The sequence below is a fragment of the Salipaludibacillus sp. CUR1 genome (assembly GCF_021028955.1).
Taxonomy (GTDB): Bacteria; Bacillota; Bacilli; order Bacillales; family Salisediminibacteriaceae; genus Salipaludibacillus.
In genome coordinates this window covers 20,535-39,165 of sequence record NZ_JAIWPE010000037.1, presented here as the reverse complement: position 1 = coordinate 39,165, position 18,631 = coordinate 20,535, and the positions used below count along the sequence as shown (strand labels likewise).

The following is an 18,631-nucleotide window of genomic DNA, read 5'->3' as shown; positions in this document are numbered from 1 at the left end:
ATTCTATCAGCTTGTACTATATCGTATTCATAGAAAGCAGGAATATGATTGCTATTTTAATAGAAAAGAAATTCAGATGTTTGTGGAAAAATCACCGAACCTGTGGATAAGTTGTGTAAAACTTTTAAGCGGACGTTATTTTTCCCCACAAGCTCTGTACGACTTCCACGACGAAGAATGAGACTTCCACTTCTTCTTCACCCTCCGGAACGTCAGTGTTTTCACTCTCAGCACTTTCTTTGGAATCACCCATATCGACAAAGCAGAGTGGTGGAAAAAGCACACACCACCAGTTGTCCCCAAGCCCATCACCAATTTCAATAAAGACCGCTTCATAATCCCCTGCAGGGTAAACGCGTTTCCCGTAATGTTTTGTAGGAAAGTCCACTCCTTCTTTAAGCGACACATTAAACGGCGTGGACACATTCATTTTATCCAGTTCGTTCTGGATAACGGTCTGAAGTTCAGGCATTCGGTTTTCAATTTCTGCCCGTGCTTGTTTCAGGTCCTCAAAATCCGAAGTCCACGTACTGACATGCCTGTTCACTTCATTGCGTATATTTAATTTAAGCTGCTGGTCAGCCGGTGAATTGCTGTTCGATTTAATTCTTAGCCGGATGGATTCTTCAGGAATATAATCCTCTTTTCCGTCCGCCCAGTTATAGCTGGTTAATGGCGTTGAATGCGCCTGATAAGCCGGATAAAAGAAATGAGCCTCCCATGACATAAGGAACATAGATAATATAAATATAAAGTATAATGGCATTTTGGCATTTTTCTTGTATTCTTTGAAAATATAATTAACTTTTTCCCACATGTTACGTTCCCTCCCTCTTATGTTCCCTAGTCTTGGCGGAGAGGAAAAAAAATAAACATAAGAGTGTCCGACATTTTCAGACAATGGAAAAAAAAGGCGGGTCTGACCCCCCAGAAGCTGGGGGGTCAGACCCGCAAAAAAATCCCATATTTACCATACTTCAGCCAGAACGATCCGTTCGTTTTGGTTGATGTCGCGGATCACCTGAATGGTTGCCGTTTGAGGGAGTTCTTTTTTTAACAGGCTGCTGACAGCCTCACCTTGGTCGTGCCCGATTTCAAAAGCGACGAGGCCTGGCGTTTTTAATACAGCCGGCACCTGTTTAACAAGTCGTCTGTAGATATCCAGTCCGTCCTCCCCTGCAAACAGGGCGTTTTCAGGCTCGTGTCCGGTGACATTCTCTTTCATGATGCTTCTGTCCCCTTCCGGAATATAGGGAGGATTGGACAGAATGACCTCTGCTTTGATGCCTGACTCTATAAACGGAGTGAGAAGATCCCCTTCTAAGAAATCAACCCGGGCTCCGAGCCTGTCTGCATTCATTTTCGCGACCGTGAGAGCTCTCGAGCTGATATCGGACGCGAGAACATGGGCTGCACGCAATTCAAGCGCCATCGTCGCAGCAATAATTCCGCTTCCCGTTCCGACATCAATAACGGCAGGCGTTTCTTCTCTGTTTTTCCAGAAAACATCTTTACGGCTGTTCAAAATGTGCAACACCCGCTCGACCAGTTCTTCCGTCTCAGGCCGTGGAATCAGCACATCCGGCCCTACCTTAAATGAACGCCCGTAAAAAAACTCTTCACCTGTCAGGTGCTGAACAGGTGTCCCGCTCGCTGCTTCCCTTACATCTGCCTCAAACCGGTTAAGCACTTCTGTTTCTATCACGGTCTGAAGTTCCGTCAGCATGCGTGTCCGGCTCCATCCTGTATGATGCATGAGAACCCGGCGGGCGATCTCTTCTTCATAATCATGCCTCTGTAAAAAAGACGAAGCCCAATTGAGGGCTTCGTACACTTTTTTTCCTTCATTCGCATACATAGACGGGTTACTCCGCATTTTCCATCATTTTGGATTGTTCCTCAACGATCAGCGCATCGACAATTTCATCCAGCTTGCCTTCAAGGATCTGATCAAGCTTCTGCAGAGTCAGACCGATCCGGTGATCGGTAACCCGGCTCTGCGGGAAGTTATAAGTGCGGATCCGTTCAGAACGGTCCCCTGTCCCTACGGCAGATTTACGGTGCTCATCGTATTCGGCCTGGGCTTCTTTCTGGAATTTATCATATATTCTCGCCCGTAAAACTTTCATCGCTTTATCTTTATTTTTAATTTGCGATTTTTCATCCTGGCACGAGACCACAATTCCTGTCGGCACGTGAGTCAGACGTACGGCTGACATGGTGGTGTTAACACTTTGCCCTCCTGGACCGCTCGCTGCAAAAGTATCCACACGAATATCTTTTTCGTGGATATCCACTTCAACGTCTTCCGCTTCAGCAAGTACTGCCACTGTGGCGGTAGATGTATGAATACGGCCGCCGGATTCCGTTGACGGCACACGCTGTACGCGGTGCGCACCGTTTTCATATTTCATTCTGGAGTAAGCACCTTTTCCGTTAATCATAAAAATGACTTCTTTAAAGCCGCCTATTCCGGTTTCATTCGATTCGATGACTTCTGTTTTCCACCCTTGCGAATCGGCATAGCGGGAGTACATTCTGAACAGATCACCCGCAAAAAGAGCTGCTTCGTCTCCGCCAGCCGCTCCCCGCACTTCAACAATGACGTTTTTGTCATCATTCGGGTCTTTAGGAAGAAGAAGAAGTCTTAGTTTTTCTTCCAGATCCGGCATCTGTTCCTCAAGTTCATCAAGTTCCATCTTGGCCATTTCGCGCATCTCATCATCCAGATTGTCGTTCAGCATTTCTTTTGTATCGTCAATCTGGCTTTTAATCTCTTTGTATTTCCTGTAAGTTTCCACAGTTTCCTGAATATCGGACTGCTCTTTGGAGTATTCACGCAGTTTATTCGTATCGCTGATGACATCCGGATCCATCAGTAATTCATTAAGTTTTTCATATCGGTCTTCAACTGCTTGCAGGCGGTCAAACACATTCTTCACCTCATTTTAATGACTATTTTAGTCCTTCTATAGTATAGAACCTATAGGTTGTAAAATCAATTGCTTATTGCCGCGGCGTTATTTTTGCAATAAAAAGAGCTTTTATTATACCCCGTAAAGTATACGTTTGATAAACTGTTAATAGTGGAATACTTTTAAACAGATACTATTTTTCACAGAGGAGGAGTAACTAATGAATGTGGTGATTATTGGCGGCGACGCAGCTGGCATGAGTGCAGCGATGCAGATTGTAAGAGCCCAGCCTGACTGGAAGATTACAGTACTCGAAAAAGGGGCTATTTATTCCTATGCCCAGTGCGGACTGCCTTATTACATAGGAGGCGTTGTCCAGGACAGCAATGATCTGATCGCCCGGAAAAGGGAAGTCTTTGAAGAAAAGCACGGAATTGACGCGAGAATTTATCACGAAGTTACAGAAGTGGATCCTGAAGAACAAGTCGTGAAGGGAACCGTGACGGATAAAAATGAGACGTTTGAAGTTCCTTACGATAAACTGCTGGTGGCAGCCGGCGCTTCACCTGTCATGCCTCCATTTGACGGAAATGAGCTGGATGGCATCCACGTACTTAAAACTATTCCGGATGCCCGGAAAATAGTAGAGGATATGAAAGAAGACGTCTTAAATGTCACGATTGTCGGGGGCGGATACATCGGCCTTGAAGTAGCGGAAAACCTTGTAGAACGAGGACGCAAAGTACGTCTGATCGACCTTGCCGACCGGCTCGGATCAGCCTATGACCCTGAAATCAGCGAAAAAATCCAGGCGGAAGCTGAGAAAAATGGAATAGAAGTTATCCTTGGTGAATCAGTTAAAGCATTCGAAGGTGAAAACCGGGTGGAACGTGTCGTTACCGACCAGGGTGAATACCTGGCCGACATGGTCGTCGTAGCTATAGGCGTAAAACCTAATTCCGGTTTTATGAAAAACACAGGGGTTCACTTACATGATTCCGGCGCCATCCTGGTCAATCCTTACATGGAAACAAATGTGAATAACATTTATGCTGCCGGCGACTGCGCCACCCAGTATAACCGGATTAAAGAAAAAGATGACTATGTTCCTCTCGGCACCCACGCCAATAAACAAGGCCGGATTGCCGGTTCAAACATTGCGGGTCATACAAAAACATTCAAGGGAATGGTCGGCACTTCAGTCGTCAAATTCTTCGACATCACGATCGGAAAAACGGGGATCGGTGAAGAGGAAGCGAAAGAACTGGGATTAAACTATAAAGCGATCGGCTACGATACGGCTCCTTATTCCCATTACTACCCGGGAAGCGACGCCATTTTCATCCGGATGCTTAAGCATAAAGAAACTGACCAGCTGCTCGGCGTTCAGGCTGTCGGAAACACCGGCATTGATAAGAGGATTGATGTCGCAGCTACGGCCCTTTATCACCGGATGACGACCGAAGATATGGAAAACCTCGATATCGGCTACGCCCCTCCTTACAACTCCCCATGGGACCCACTCCAGCAGGGCGCCCGGCGAATTTAACCTTCTGTCAGGGCAGCTTAGAGGGATAGCATAGAGGGAAAGCATAGGGCGAAAAATATAAGTGCGGTCAAGAGCATGATTGTCAGGCTCTTGACCGCACTTTTTATGGCTTGGGGTTGGGTGGGGTTGGGAAGTGCGGGTGGAGCGGGTGGGTGTTACTTGACTGTTACTTGCGTAGCACATACGTAGCACCCACGTATCACCCACCCGACGGGACCTCTTGTTTCCTTCCGTATCCTTCGATTAGCTCCCTGCTACGTTGGTGGGTGTTACTTGACTGTTACTTGCGTAGCACCTACGTATCACCTACGTATCACCCACCCGACGGGACCTCTTGTTTCCTTCCGTATCCTTCGGTTATCTCCCTGCTACGTTGGTGGGTGTTACTTAACTGTTACTCCCGTAGCACCTACGTATCACCTACGTATCACCCACCCGACGGGACCTCTTGTTTCCTTCCGTATCCTTCGGTTATCTCCCTGCTACGTTGGTGGGTGTTACTTAACTGTTAATCCCGTAGCACCTACGTATCACCTACGTAACACCCACCATGCCTAAGCTTCCATAAATTTGTTTATAATAACCTTATAGTCATAGCGTGGATTAACTTCTTTTAACCTTTTTTCAATATCGGCTAATATTTGGCTTTCCTGCTCTTGTGAGGAGGTTTCGTACTGATCTTCCAGCATAACGTTCACCCACGCGTTTCCGCCTATTAAAATAACCATACCCGGGGTCACCCCTGGCATATCATATATTGCAGTTTCAATCTTATCCTGGTCATCAGCTTCGGTTTGACGCGGAGTATCCAGCGACCGGAAACTTTTCCCTGTTACGTTTGATTCCGTTATAGGGTCGTAGGGCTCTTTTTGACGGTTAATGGATTCGTAATTGATGGGTCCTGGCCCAAACAGGCTTCTCCCCCAGTCTTTTCTTTGGAAGAGGGTTTCACCCTGATACTGCCCTTGAGCTTCTCCATCCATTTCCGGAGGATTTGGTCCGTTACATCCGGCTACCATAAGAATAATTAAAAGCGTGTAAAGAAATATATTTTTCTGTTTCATAACCTCACCACCTTATACATATAGCTTTAGGTTTTCCGTAAGGCTATGATTCCATACAGTACTTTTATTTTCTCTTAAGTTCGAGTTATACATGGGCGGGCGCTTCCTCTGTTGCACTTACCTTTTCAAACACTCTTTTACCTCCTTACAGCTCTCTTTTCCTTCTGTTTTCGTCCTGATACGTTTGTTGGTGCTACAGACGTAGCACCTACCTCTCCAAACACTCTTTTACCTCCTTACAGCTCCCTGTTTCTTCTGTTTTTGTCCTGATACGTTTGTTGGTGCTCCGCCCGTTGCACCTACCTTTTCAAACACTCTTTTACCTCCTTACAGCTCCCTGTTTCTCCCTGTTTCTTCCTGATACGTTTGTTGGTGCTCCGCCCGTTGCACCTACCTTTTCAAACACTCTTTTACCTCCTTACAGCTCCCTGTTTCTCCCTGTTTCTTCCTGATACGTTTGTTGGTGCTACACCCGTTGCACCTACCTGTCCAAACACTCTTTTACCTCCTTACAGCTCTCTTTTTCTCCCTGCTTCGTCCTGATACGTTTGTTGGTGCTACACTCGTTGCACCAACCCTTCCAACCATGAGTGCTCCTGCGCCGCTGTGCTTGCTCGTCGCAGGTGAAGAATGCTACGCCCATTGCATCTACCTTTCAGTTTTTTTGCAAAAAAAAGCCCTGCAGCTGTTTTGCTGAGGGATGAAGGTGTTGTTTTAGTTGTTTGTGGTGTAGGTGCGGCATTTAGTGTTTTCCAGCTGGGGTTTGCCTGGTACTTCATGGCAGTGGCGGCAGCGTGGTTCGTATGATTCTGAAGCGCCTACGAGAATAATCGGATCGTCGTAGGATGCGGGTTTACCGTCGATCAGGCGCTGTGTTCTGCTTGCAGGCGATCCGCAGGATAAGCAGATTGCCTGCAATTTAGTGACTGTTTCAGCTAAAGACATAAGGACAGGGACATGACCGAAGGGTTCGCCGCGAAAATCCTGATCAAGTCCGGCTACGATCACGCGAATACCGTCATCAGCTAAATACTGAACGATTTCAATGACGTTTTCGTCAAAAAACTGTACTTCGTCGATCGCTACCACTTGTGTGTCTTTTTCCAGCCTGTTCAGAATATCTGCCGATTCCTGAATCGGCTGTGCGTAAATTTTGGTGCCGTTGTGGGATACGACTTCCTTCTCACTGTAGCGGTTATCCATTTGTGGTTTGAAGACCTGGATTTTTTGACGGCCGAAACTGGATCTGCGCACACGGCGGATTAACTCTTCTGATTTTCCCGAAAACATGCTTCCGCAGACGACTTCCAGCCAGCCTTCTCTCCTAGTTAAATGCATATTCGACTCTCCCGTTCCTTTTCGTTCTTTGAGGCCTATAAAGCCCCCTGAATATAGGTGGTATGTAAAAAATTTTAATTAGTATAGTGAATGACGACTCTTCTATTATAGTGCTTCATTGTTTAACAAAACAATGGATATTTTCGAAATTAGGCGGTTCTTTTATTATTTGAATGAAGGGCAGGTTTTTAAATTTTGGGGACATGAGTGTGGTTTTTTCGACATTTGATTACATTTTCCCCTGATCGTTTTGTTTAAAACCGGCTAATTATTTTTACCAGTAAATGGGGGGACAGACCCCCCATTTACTGGTAATAAAAAAAACAGGCAAGAGCAATCCTTGCCTGTTTTGATCATTTTGCGGCTGTTGATTACATACCGTATTTTTTCTTGAAGCGGTCCACACGTCCACCTGCATCGGCAAACTTCTGTTTACCTGTGTAGAATGGGTGGGAATCCGAACTTACTTCCACAGTGATTAATGGGTATGTTTCGCCCTCAAATTCAACTGTGTCATTTGAATAACGAGTTGATCCTGTCAAGAACATGAAACCTGTACTTGTATCCTTGAAGACAACTTTACGATAATTCGGGTGAATTCCTTCTCTCATGCTTTTCATCTCCTTCCGCCCTGAATCTTTCGAAACAGAGTAACGATTCAAGTCCTATTAGACCTTTTTCACACATGACGAAATTATATCAACTGGAAGCTAAGATTGCAATAGCCTGGCTGCAAAAAATAATTAGAGCTCTGCGGCCGGAACTCCGGCTCCATAAAAGCTGCCAAAACAACGATATCGGCCGGCACCGTTTCAAGATTGAGGCCACTGATTAACTGCTTGCCCGGCATATCAGGCAGCCGGTACTCCGGGCCCCCTAAAAAAAGAACCGGCAATTTAATTCCGGCTTCTGGAAGTACCGGATTTTTCGCGTTCAAATGACTCGAAAAATTCTTCGTTTGTTTTCGTGCTGCGGACTTTCTTCAGGAAACGCTCCAGGAAGTCAGGCTGGTCGTTCATTGTTTTTCTAATCGCCCAGAGATTTTCAATCTGGTTCTTAGGCAATAGCAGTTCCTCGCGGCGCGTGCTGGAACGGCGGATATCGATGGCCGGATAAATACGGCGCTCTGCCAGCTTGCGGTCGAGATGAAGTTCCATATTACCGGTTCCTTTGAATTCCTCATAGATTACGTCGTCCATGCGGGAACCTGTTTCTACGAGAGCAGTAGCAAGAATAGTCAGGCTGCCCCCTTCTTCAATGTTACGGGCCGCTCCGAAGAAACGTTTCGGCCGATGGAAACTGGCCGGGTCAATCCCCCCTGAAAGCGTCCGTCCGCTCGGCGGAATAACCAGGTTGTAAGCACGGGCAAGTCTTGTAATGCTGTCCATAAGGATGACCACGTCTTTTTTCGCTTCTACGAGACGCATCGCCCTTTCAAGAACAAGCTCGGCTACTTTAATATGATTTTCAGGCACTTCATCAAATGTAGAACTGACAACTTCCCCATCAACCGAACGCTCCATATCAGTTACTTCTTCAGGCCGCTCGTCTATAAGAAGCACCATCAGTTCCACGTCCGGGTGGTTGACAGCGATGCTGTTCGCTACCTCTTTCAGTAACAGCGTTTTACCCGCTTTAGGAGGGGCAACGATCAGTCCGCGCTGGCCGAAGCCTACAGGCGAGATCATATCAAGCACACGGGACGCCACCATTTTCGGCTGGTATTCCAGCGTTAATTTATTATCCGGATATAAAGGCGTCAACTGAGGAAAATGAGGGCGCTCACTTGCTTTATCAGGGTCTTCCCCGTTTACTGCGGCTACCTGCAGCAAGCCGTAATAACGTTCGTTTTCTTTAGGCTTACGCACTTTACCTGAGACTGTGTCCCCGTTTCTCAGCTGGAAACGGCGGATTTGTGAGGCAGAGATATAAATATCCTGTGAGCTGGGCTTATACGTATTAGAACGTAAAAATCCAAATCCTTCTGAACTGATAATTTCCAGAATGCCTTCCATAAACATTAAATCTTCATTTTCAGCCTGCTTTTTAAAAATAGCAAACATTAATTCTTTCTTCGTCAATTGGCTGTAATACTGTACTTTATGTTCTTTCGCCAATTCGTATAATTCTTTGAGCTTCATATGCTCCATTTGTTTCAATGTCACGCCCATGCGTTTCATCACACCTTTTCTGAATCTTTTCCATAACAGCTTGTCTGAGTGAAACAGAAGCTTCCGGAAAGTAGACCTGTCCCTGAAGGCAGGCAGTTGTATTTAAAAAAGTAATCTTCTCATATATGAAATCAAACGATGTGTCAATCAAACTGGAATGAAGGATGATTTTAATACCAAGAAGTTGTTGGCAGAAGTATCGTGAGGTAAGGAAAGGGTTATTTGAAGTAAGCTCACGGCAAATTTCAAATACAGAGAAGAACCGGATTTTCACTCTTAATCTAAGCATATTTTTCTGTGTAAAACAAGGGGGACGACCTTCCTATACCATTCAACCCTCCAGATGGAGAGCTGAGGGAGAGGCCCCTCAGCGGATAACGAGATCCGGTTTTTTTGTAAGTGAGTGTTTACCGTCAATGAATCGGACAGTTCCTGATTTGGCTCTCATAACGAGAGACTGAGTCGTTCCTTTTGAACCTTTATACTGCACGCCTTTAAGAAGTTCACCGTCAGTTACCCCTGTGGCGGCAAAAATCGCGTCATCACCTGTAACAAGATCGTTCATATAAAGGACACGGTCAACATCTTCAATTCCCATTTTTTTACACCGGGCCAGTTCTTCATCATTTTGAGGAAGAAGTTTACCCTGGATTTCTCCGCCAAGGCATTTCAGCCCGATCGCCGCAAGTACGCCTTCAGGAGCGCCGCCTGAACCGAGAAGCATATCTACACCGGTGTCTTCAAACGCTGTATTAATCGCGGCTGCTACATCTCCATCGCCCATCAGTTTAATACGGGCACCCGCTGAACGGACTTCTTCAATGATACGCTTGTGGCGTTCACGGCGAAGGATCGCGACCACAACATCTTCAACATCTTTATTCTTTGCTTTAGCAACAGCCGCCAGATTCTCGGCTACAGGTGCGTTTATATCAATTTTTCCTACCGCTTCAGGTCCCACGGCAATTTTGTCCATATACATGTCAGGCGCATGAAGTAAATGGCCTTTATCCGCTACTCCAAGTACAGCTAAAGCATTCCATTCCCCATTGGCTACAATATTTGTTCCTTCAAGCGGGTCAACAGCTACATCCACGCGGGGACCGAAGCCGTTTCCAAGCCGTTCTCCGATATAAAGCATAGGCGCTTCATCCATTTCCCCTTCACCAATGACGACAGTTCCTTTCATCGGAATCGTATCAAACACATCCCGCATAGCTTCAGTGGCGGCCTGGTCAGCCTCCTCTTTCCTGCCTTTTCCCATCCATCTTGCTGAGGCAAGGGCCGCTGCTTCTGTCACCCTTACCAGCTCCATTGACAAGCTCCGTTCCATTTCATTTCCTCCCCTTTGTTTTAAAAAATAAAACATATCGTTAAATATAAAAATTTAACTGCGACTGCTGATATCAGGAACTTTTCAGTTCACGAAGTTCTTCCGGATTAAGAGATTCACGCCAAATATTTGCTCCAAGGCCTTTCAGTTTATCCTCCAGGTAAGCATAACCCCTGTCAATATGGTTGACCCCGGTAATTTCAGTGACACCTTCAGCCATGAGGCCTGCGACTACGAGCGCGGCTCCGGCCCTTAAGTCTGAGGCTCTCACTTTCGCCCCTTGCAGGCGGCTGCCGCCATTTACCAGCGCCGAACGGCCTTCAACTTTAATACTGGCTCCCATTCTTCTAAGCTCATCAATATGTTTAAAACGGGCATTATAAATAGTATCTGTTACAATGCTGGAGCCCTCTGCCTTTGTAAGAAGGCTCGTCATAGGCTGCTGCAGGTCTGTAGGAAAACCCGGGTATACAAGTGTTTTAACATCTACAGGCGATAATACGGGTTTACTTTCTATGTAGATGGCATCGTCACTTACTCCAACACCGACATTCATTTCACGAAGCTTTGAGCTGAGCGATTCAAGGTGAAGCGGGATCACGTTGTCGACTTTAACCGCCCGGCCCTTAGCCGCAGCTAAAATCATATACGTCCCTGCCTCAATCCGGTCCGGGATAATCGAATGACGGCATCCGTGAAGTTCGTCTTTCCCCTCTATCCGGATGACGTTAGTACCGGCTCCTTTTATATTCGCGCCCATACTTGTGAGTAATGTCGCTACATCAATAATCTCAGGCTCTTTTGCTGCATTTTCAATAATTGTCTGCCCTTTTGCCTTAACTGCAGCAAGCATAATATTAATAGTCGCACCTACACTGACGACGTCGAGGTATATTCTTGCACCTCTCAGTTCCTCCGCCTGCAGGTAAAGGGCCCCCTGCTCATTTGTTACTTTGGCTCCAAGTGCTTCAAATCCTTTAATATGCTGATCAATCGGGCGCGGACCAAGATTGCAGCCCCCAGGCAGCCCGATAACTGCTTTATTAAATTTTCCAAGCATAGCTCCCATCATATAATAGGAAGCTCTTAACTGCTTCACCCGGCCGTTTGGCAGCGGCATAGAGAACATGTTCTCAGGATGAATCACGAGAGTGTCATTATCAAGTTCTGTCTTACCGCCGATCTCTTCAAGCAGAAAGGCCAGCGTTTCTACATCAGAAATGTCAGGGAGATTGTCGATTGTCACTTTCGAGTCAGCTAATATGGCAGCTGGTATAAGCGCAACTGCACTATTTTTTGCTCCACTGATTGTAACGGTTCCTTCAAGTGAATGACCGCCTTCAATTAATAATTTTTCCATTTAAAAACAGCTTCCCTTCTGTCATACGTTGTGTAAAAATCTTCTGTAAAACTTCTTAATTTCCATTTTACACGATGTACCGGTCATTTAGACAATCAATTTTCAGAAGATGGGTAAAGTTTACTATACTATAGAAAGAAAGGCACCTTCTCGAAGGTGCCTCTCTTTCATGTTTTATTTATTAGCCTTATTCCAGTCGGTCAGGAATTTTTCGATTCCGAGGTCTGTTAAAGGATGTTTAACTAACTGCTCTATCACTTTAAGAGGCATTGTGGCAATATGCGCCCCGCTCATTGCTGATTCAGCCACATGCTGAGGGTGGCGGATCGATGCTGCGATAATTTCTGTTTCAATTTCATGAAGGTAAAACATTTCTGAAATTGTTTTGATGAGATCCAGGCCGTTATGCCCGATATCATCAAGCCGCCCGAGAAACGGAGATACATATGAAGCGCCTGCACGTGCCGCCAGAAGTGCCTGGTTTGCCGAGAAAACAAGGGTTACATTTGTCTTAATATTTAATTCGCTGAACGTCCGGACAGCTTTTAACCCTTCCAGTGTCATCGGCACTTTAACTGTAATATTCGGAGCAATAGCTGCAAGCTCTTTGCCTTCTTTAATCATTCCTTCCGCATCGGTCGCAATGACTTCCGCGCTCACAGAGCCGGGAACAATGTTCGTAATTTCCCGGAGCCTCTCATGAAAATCCACTCCTTCTTTTGCAACGAGTGAAGGGTTGGTGGTCACTCCTGCCAGAATACCTAAAGAATGAGCCTCTTTAATTTCATCTGTATTAGCCGTATCAATGAAAAACTTCATTGTTTCACCTCTCCATCCAAAGTCATAGTCATAGTGACAGCGCTTACTATTGAGTGATTATAACAGCACCAACGGGTGTTGGTGCTGTCAATATACTGAATTTAAGCTTTTCCGGAAGATCCGAATTCGCGCATTTTACCAATAACTGTTTCTTTGATTGCTTCACGGGCAGGTCCTAGATATTTACGAGGATCGATCATTTCAGGATTCTCGTTTAATACCTCACGAACACGCTTTACAGAAGAAATCTGGTTCTCAGTGTTAACGTTGATCTTAGCTGTACCGAAAGAAATCGCCTTTTTGATGTCGTGAGTCGGAATTCCAGTTCCGCCGTGAAGAACAAGAGGAACATCAGTCAGGTTAGAGATCTCTTCCATGCGGTCAAATCCAAGGTTTGGTTCCCCTTTATAAGGACCGTGGACTGAACCTAATGCAGGCGCGAAGCAGTCTACTTTTGTTTCGCGGATTAACTGGTCACATTCAGCAGGAATCGCATAAGCGGCTTCAGCATCGCTGACAACCAGGTCATCTTCCTGGCCGCCGATTCTGCCAAGCTCAGCTTCTACAGATACACCTAATGTGTGAGCTACATCAACCACTTTTTTAGTTAACGCAATGTTTTCCGCAAGCGGGTAGTGAGATCCGTCAATCATAACAGACGTAAATCCGGCATACATTGCTTCCACACACTTTTCAAAGCTTGAACCGTGGTCCAAGTGAATAGCTACTGGAACTGTAACTTCATAATCAGCCATAAGTGCTTCAACCATTGATACAACGGTATAGAAACCTCCCATGTAGCGGGCAGCACCTTCAGATACACCTAAAATAACCGGTGACTGTTCTTCCTGGGCTGCTTGCAGAATCGCCTGAGTAAACTCAAGGTTGTTCAAGTTAAACTGGCCGACTCCATAAGAGTTTTCTTTTGCTGTTTCGAGCATTTCTTTCATTGATACTAAAGGCATTCTTTAAATCCTCCTTTGATTTACCGTGCGTGATTCGTCTGTCCTGATGCTTCTCACAAAACAAACATACAAATAACACGATTATGAGGAAAACTGCTCCCCCCTTAATCTTTGCCATTTGTACGTTTCGGACGTTTTAAGTGAAAAAAGCCTTGAACTTCCGCGGTCCCGGGCTTACATTTCGACAGACGCACAAACTCATTATAGCATATAGCTTGTGTTTTTCACGTTTATATTATGACAAATTCATTCACAAAAATAAAGCCGGCTTTTAAGAATCGAAAAAGGTGCGGATTTTTTTGCGGACTTCATCAATGTCAAACGGCTTGGCGAAGTGGGCTATCGCGCCAAGTTTCTTTGCTTCGTTTATCATTTCAAGCTCTCCGTAAGCTGTCATCATAATAACGTTGACATTTAAATCCCGGTTGCGGATTTCCCTCAGAATTTCAAGCCCGTCCATTCCCGGAATTTTCATATCAAGCAGTATAAGATCCGGGTGTTTTTCTTCAATCAGTTCAAGTGCCATTTTTCCATTGGAAGCATCATAAGTTTCATAACCATCTTTTTCAAAAACTTCCTTCAAAAGGACACGAATACCGAATTGATCATCTACTATCAGCACTTTTTCGCTCATAAAACGTCCTCCCCATCCAGTCTTCGGTCTATTAAATTGAATGATAACAATGAATGTTTTATCCTTCTTTAATAAAACATTCTCTAAAACTATACTAATTCCTCTAGTAAAACAGAGCTATCTTTTAGAAATTCGCCATAATTATGTAAGTATCTACCGTTTTACCATTACTTTAGATATAACTATATCGGACTGTTCGATAAAAAACAACTTCGGTTATTTCATGTATTTCTCCAGCCGTGCGGGAAAACCCTGCACATAACTGGTAAAATAATTTTTACAGAGCATTCTTCAGAAAGGAGACGATTGAAGAAATGAAGATTTTCACCACTCAATTAACAGGTTTAATCAAACGTTTGAATAACTATGAAGAAGACATAGAAGATGCGTCACGAGCCATAGCCCAAAGTGTCATAAGTGACGGCCGCCTCTTCTGGTGCGGCGATAATGAAATGGAAGGATTAACGATCCAGGCATGTTCGGGAGAAGACCGGATCCCCGGGAGCATAAAAATAGGCAAAGCCCCCTCTTTTACTGAAATGGATACGCTTGTTACTGCCTCATCAAGCTTGGAAAACCCGCGTTTAGAGCATTTGGCTGATGAAGCAAAAAAGCAGGGCGCCACCGTTATTTCCATCTGTTCAGGAGATAATGCAGAAAAAAATGTATGGCAGGATAAAGCTGATTTCTCGTTTAACACTCATATCCAGCACGGGCTTGTTCCGATGGAATCAGGAAACCGAATTGGCAAACCCCACCTCTTAATAGGGCTCCACATTTATTATCGTTTGTACTTTTCAGTTATGGAAATTCTTGAAGAACATGACATGTGATCAAAAAAGCGGGGATTTTTTCTATTCCGGGAGGCAAAGGGGGCGTCCGTCTCGACTGATTTGAGAAGACCCTCTTATATAAGTAGAGGCAGCTGCCCGGATGACTGAACGGAGCTTATTGGCGGTATATGGCCCGCTCGGATGCTTTCTCGCTCACTGAGCGGACCTTATTTCCGATAAAGGCAGCTGCCTTATTTTAAATCAGGCAGCCGCCTTTTTAATGAAATGTTATTTTTTAAATGTATCCGGCATTTCCACAGCTGTGACCTCTCCTGTTACTACAAGGGCATCTTCAGCATAGACATCCACTTTTATTGTAATTTTCTTACCCTCTGTCTTTTCGTGCCTTCCTACCGCACGAAGCGGGACTCCCTGTGGGGTCGGTTTTAAATATTTCACTGCCAGTGATCCTGTTACGAAGCGGGGAGCGTCTTCCGCGTCTTCCGGCTCCAGCCCATTGTCCCTGTGCTTAACCAGCGCTGCCGAACCGGTACCGTGGCAGTCCACAAGAGAAGCGATCAGTCCGCCGTATACAAAGCCTGGAATCGCTTTGTGTTCTTCCTTCGGCGAATAAATCGTTACAGTTTTGTCCCCGTCCCAGCCAGTACGGAACTGGTGGCCCTGTTCATTCATTCTCCCGCAGCCGAAGCAGTGGGCAAAATCTTCAGGATAATAGTCTTGAATAGCATGCGTCACTTGATCCATTCTTTTCACCTCTTTAGTTTAAATTACCGGCCATTGCAGCTTCCTTTACGATTCCGCAACGGCACGACCTCGTAAAGACCATCGCTTAAAGCATTTTTACCAGAAGGAAGAAGAAGTTACTTCTTCTAGTAGTATTTGACATAAGCAGCTGGAACCCTTTTTTAATTCCAGGACTTTATTGGAAAACATAGCTTAACGAAAGCAATGCCTGCGCATAAAAAACCGCCTCACCCCCTGCCTGCAAAACGCAGGCCCGGATGAGACGGTTTAATTTACTGGTATTCCTTATTTTCCTGTGGCGCTCGCCCCGATAAAATCTCTGAACAGAGGCTGCGGACGTGTCGGCCGGGAAACGAATTCCGGATGAAACTGGGAAGCCATAAAAAACGGGTGGTCTTCCACTTCAATAATCTCAACGAGACGGCCGTCTGGACTTAAACCTGAGAAGATAAAACCTTTCTCTTCCATTTGTTCGCGGTACTCGTTGTTAAATTCATAACGGTGACGGTGGCGTTCATAAATCACTTGCTCGTCATATGCGTTGTAAGCTTGTGTGCCTTCTTTAAGTTTACAAGGATAGAGGCCAAGCCGAAGTGTGCCGCCGAAGTCTTCCACATCTTTTTGTTCAGGAAGCAAATCAATAATTGCGTGGCTTGTTTCAGGATCCAGTTCTGCTGAGTTGGCTCCTTCATATCCTAATACGTTCCGGGCAAATTCTACAGATGCTAGCTGCATTCCGAGGCAGATGCCGAGGAATGGCACTTTATTTTCTCTGGCGAATTGAATGGCATTTATTTTACCTTCAATTCCTCTGTCTCCAAATCCGCCAGGAACTAAGATGCCATCAGCGCCTGCCAGCTTCTCAGCCACATTCTCTTTTGTCACTTCTTCGGAGTTGACCCAGTCGATTTCTACATCGGCATCGAAAGCAAATCCTGCATGCTTCATTGCTTCAGCCACTGATAAATAGGCGTCTGGAAGAGCGACATACTTTCCTACAAGGGCAATACGGACTTTTTTAGACAAGTTCGTCACTTTTTCAACGAGGCCGAGCCATTCAGTCATATCCGCTTCGCCGCAAGAAAGATTCAAATAATCGCAAACAAACTGATCAAGTTTCTGTTCCTGAAGATCGAGAGGGACCTGATACAGTGTTCCGGCATCCCGGGCTTCAATGACTGCATTTTTGTCAATATCACAGAAAAGAGCAATCTTATCCTTCATTTCTTCAGGGACAGGGCGCTCAGTCCGTACGACAATCACGTTCGGCTGAATGCCCAGGCTGCGAAGTTCTTTAACACTGTGCTGCGTCGGCTTTGATTTCATTTCACCGGCAGCTGCAAGGTAAGGAATTAATGTACAGTGGATATACATAACATTCTCTCCGCCTACATCCCCTTTAATTTGTCTGATCGCTTCCAGGAAAGGCAAGCTCTCAATATCCCCGACAGTTCCGCCAATTTCAGTTATGACTACATCCGGGCTTCCTTCTTTCGCTGCCTGGAAGACACGCTCTTTAATTTCATTGGTAATATGAGGGATGACCTGGACAGTCCCGCCCAGGTAGTCACCGCGACGCTCTTTTTTCAAGACGGAAGAGTAGACTTTCCCTGTAGTGACGTTGCTGTATTTATTTAGATTAATATCGATAAACCGTTCATAGTGCCCTAAGTCGAGGTCTGTTTCAGCCCCATCGTTTGTGACAAATACTTCTCCGTGCTGGTACGGGCTCATTGTTCCAGGGTCCACGTTAATATACGGGTCAAACTTCTGGATAGTCACTTTCATTCCTCTGTTTTTCAGCAAACGCCCAAGGGAAGCAGCAGTAATACCTTTCCCTAATGATGATACAACTCCGCCTGTGACAAAAATATACTTTGTTGACATGATTCTTTCCCTCACTTTTTAATGATTTAGATACTGGCCGGGGTGATTATAAAAATCTGCTGTGACAGTTAGTCTGCTTCAACAGTTATATAAAATTAAAAAAACAAAAGGCCCCCTCTATCCACATAAGGTAAAAGGGGGCACTTTTGTTTTTAGAAAGGGCAGCACACTACGGCGCTTTCCTTTCTTATATATCATTAGCTTTTTAGTTAAACTTTTTGTAAAGCCCAAAAATGATTTTAGCGATATCAGAGGGAAAAGTCAAGCCTATTATTAACGTTCCTCTTCCTCAGTTTCTTCATCGCTTGTTTCGCTATCATCATTGGTATCCGTGAAATCATCATCTTCCACTTCATCAAAGTCTGTATCTTCTTCGTTGGCGAGGTCATCCAGCTCATCTTCCAGATCTTCGAATTCATCGAAGTCTTCAGAAAGATCATCGTATAACCCTTCCTCTTCCTCTTTCTCCTTAGCACGCTTTTTCCGCGCTTTAGTCGCTTCCTGGGAAAGGTCTTCTTCCGTCTGGTCGAATGGATACCAGGAGCGGAGTCCCCAGCGGTTATCTCCTAAATTAACGAAACGGCCGTCCATGGACATTTCGGTATAAAGATGGGAGATGCGATTTGTCAGCTGCTCATCGGAAAGTCCTTTAGCCTCACCCACCTGTTTCAGCAGAGAGTGGTACTCGATCGGATTGTTTTGTTCAGTGAGAAGATCGTTGGCAATTTCAATCATTGATGTTTCCTGAAGCTGTTCTTCAGTATAATCCTTTAAACTCATTATGGGCACATCCTTTCACCATAAATATTGGCAAATTTTCTTCAATAAATCCGGGCTTACTGCCAATTTCCGGCAAAAGCCTTAGATTTTTTATACTGATTTAATCCTTTAACAGAGTGATACTTTGTTAAAGTACTAAAAAGGCTGCTGTATTTAAACCTTTTTGATCTTATACAAGTATTACATTAAGTCATTTGTTGCAGTTGTTAGTCAGTCTTTGTTTGCCAGCCTGTAAATCCATACCTTCCATTATAAACACAATTTTATCATTTATGCCA

At 45.0% G+C, this 18,631-nt stretch carries 17 protein-coding genes; 2 read left to right on the top strand and 15 right to left on the bottom strand.

The window, feature by feature from the left end:
- Positions 1 to 124: 124 nt before the first annotated feature.
- The 3 genes from K8O68_RS08520 to prfA form a co-directional block, all read right to left on the bottom strand.
- Positions 125 to 817 carry a stage II sporulation protein R gene (locus K8O68_RS08520; protein WP_230896481.1) on the bottom strand — a complete coding sequence of 231 codons (693 nt, stop codon included), beginning with the start codon at positions 815 to 817 and terminating at the stop codon, positions 125 to 127.
- Positions 818 to 967: 150 nt separating this feature from the next.
- Positions 968 to 1,858, bottom strand: a complete 891-nt coding sequence (gene prmC / locus K8O68_RS08515; protein WP_230896480.1) for a peptide chain release factor N(5)-glutamine methyltransferase — start codon at positions 1,856 to 1,858, stop codon at positions 968 to 970.
- A gap of 7 nt (positions 1,859 to 1,865) precedes the next feature.
- The gene (prfA, locus tag K8O68_RS08510) at positions 1,866 to 2,933 is read right to left on the bottom strand and encodes a peptide chain release factor 1 (protein WP_230896479.1); all 1,068 of its coding nucleotides are present in this window, start codon (positions 2,931 to 2,933) and stop codon (positions 1,866 to 1,868) included.
- A gap of 202 nt (positions 2,934 to 3,135) precedes the next feature.
- On the opposite strand from prfA, the gene K8O68_RS08505 reads away from it, so the two are divergent.
- Positions 3,136 to 4,464, top strand: coding sequence for an FAD-dependent oxidoreductase (locus K8O68_RS08505; RefSeq protein WP_230896478.1), 1,329 nt, complete (start codon positions 3,136 to 3,138; stop codon positions 4,462 to 4,464).
- Between the two features lie 554 nt (positions 4,465 to 5,018).
- On the opposite strand, the gene K8O68_RS08500 is transcribed toward K8O68_RS08505, so the two are convergent.
- The 9 genes from K8O68_RS08500 to K8O68_RS08460 all read right to left on the bottom strand — a co-directional run bounded on the left by K8O68_RS08500 (position 5,019) and on the right by K8O68_RS08460 (position 14,148).
- A complete protein-coding gene (locus K8O68_RS08500; RefSeq protein ID WP_230896477.1) occupies positions 5,019 to 5,528 on the bottom strand; it encodes a hypothetical protein in 510 nt (169 codons plus the stop codon).
- 714 nt (positions 5,529 to 6,242) lie between these two features.
- A complete protein-coding gene (locus tag K8O68_RS08495; protein ID WP_093053024.1) occupies positions 6,243 to 6,866 on the bottom strand; it encodes a thymidine kinase in 624 nt (207 codons plus the stop codon).
- Between the two features lie 371 nt (positions 6,867 to 7,237).
- Positions 7,238 to 7,477 carry a type B 50S ribosomal protein L31 gene (locus K8O68_RS08490; protein ID WP_093053021.1) on the bottom strand — a complete coding sequence of 80 codons (240 nt, stop codon included), beginning with the start codon at positions 7,475 to 7,477 and terminating at the stop codon, positions 7,238 to 7,240.
- A 285-nt stretch (positions 7,478 to 7,762) separates the two neighbouring features.
- On the bottom strand, positions 7,763 to 9,037 hold the full coding sequence (gene rho / locus K8O68_RS08485; protein ID WP_093053018.1) for a transcription termination factor Rho: 1,275 nt from the start codon (positions 9,035 to 9,037) through the stop codon (positions 7,763 to 7,765).
- Between the two features lie 367 nt (positions 9,038 to 9,404).
- The gene (gene glpX, locus K8O68_RS08480; RefSeq protein ID WP_230896476.1) at positions 9,405 to 10,370 is read right to left on the bottom strand and encodes a class II fructose-bisphosphatase; all 966 of its coding nucleotides are present in this window, start codon (positions 10,368 to 10,370) and stop codon (positions 9,405 to 9,407) included.
- Positions 10,371 to 10,443: 73 nt separating this feature from the next.
- Positions 10,444 to 11,730 carry a UDP-N-acetylglucosamine 1-carboxyvinyltransferase gene (locus tag K8O68_RS08475; RefSeq protein ID WP_230896475.1) on the bottom strand — a complete coding sequence of 429 codons (1,287 nt, stop codon included), beginning with the start codon at positions 11,728 to 11,730 and terminating at the stop codon, positions 10,444 to 10,446.
- Positions 11,731 to 11,904: 174 nt separating this feature from the next.
- Positions 11,905 to 12,549, bottom strand: a complete 645-nt coding sequence (gene fsa / locus K8O68_RS08470; protein ID WP_230896474.1) for a fructose-6-phosphate aldolase — start codon at positions 12,547 to 12,549, stop codon at positions 11,905 to 11,907.
- 101 nt (positions 12,550 to 12,650) lie between these two features.
- Entirely contained in the window at positions 12,651 to 13,514 is an 864-nt protein-coding gene (gene fba, locus K8O68_RS08465) for a class II fructose-1,6-bisphosphate aldolase (protein WP_230896473.1), read from the bottom strand.
- A gap of 271 nt (positions 13,515 to 13,785) precedes the next feature.
- Positions 13,786 to 14,148, bottom strand: a complete 363-nt coding sequence (locus K8O68_RS08460) for a response regulator (protein WP_230896472.1) — start codon at positions 14,146 to 14,148, stop codon at positions 13,786 to 13,788.
- A gap of 314 nt (positions 14,149 to 14,462) precedes the next feature.
- On the opposite strand from K8O68_RS08460, the gene K8O68_RS08455 reads away from it, so the two are divergent.
- Positions 14,463 to 14,981, top strand: a complete 519-nt coding sequence (locus tag K8O68_RS08455; RefSeq protein ID WP_230896471.1) for a DUF2529 family protein — start codon at positions 14,463 to 14,465, stop codon at positions 14,979 to 14,981.
- Positions 14,982 to 15,209: 228 nt separating this feature from the next.
- On the opposite strand, the gene K8O68_RS08450 is transcribed toward K8O68_RS08455, so the two are convergent.
- The 3 genes from K8O68_RS08450 to rpoE form a co-directional block, all read right to left on the bottom strand.
- Positions 15,210 to 15,686, bottom strand: a complete 477-nt coding sequence (locus K8O68_RS08450) for a PaaI family thioesterase (RefSeq protein ID WP_230896470.1) — start codon at positions 15,684 to 15,686, stop codon at positions 15,210 to 15,212.
- Positions 15,687 to 15,971: 285 nt separating this feature from the next.
- Positions 15,972 to 17,573: a CTP synthase gene (locus K8O68_RS08445; RefSeq protein WP_230896469.1), complete on the bottom strand. Its 1,602-nt coding sequence runs from the start codon at positions 17,571 to 17,573 to the stop codon at positions 15,972 to 15,974.
- Between the two features lie 273 nt (positions 17,574 to 17,846).
- Complete coding sequence (gene rpoE / locus K8O68_RS08440; RefSeq protein WP_230896468.1) at positions 17,847 to 18,353, bottom strand: DNA-directed RNA polymerase subunit delta; 507 nt, start codon at positions 18,351 to 18,353, stop codon at positions 17,847 to 17,849.
- Positions 18,354 to 18,631 lie beyond the last annotated feature (278 nt).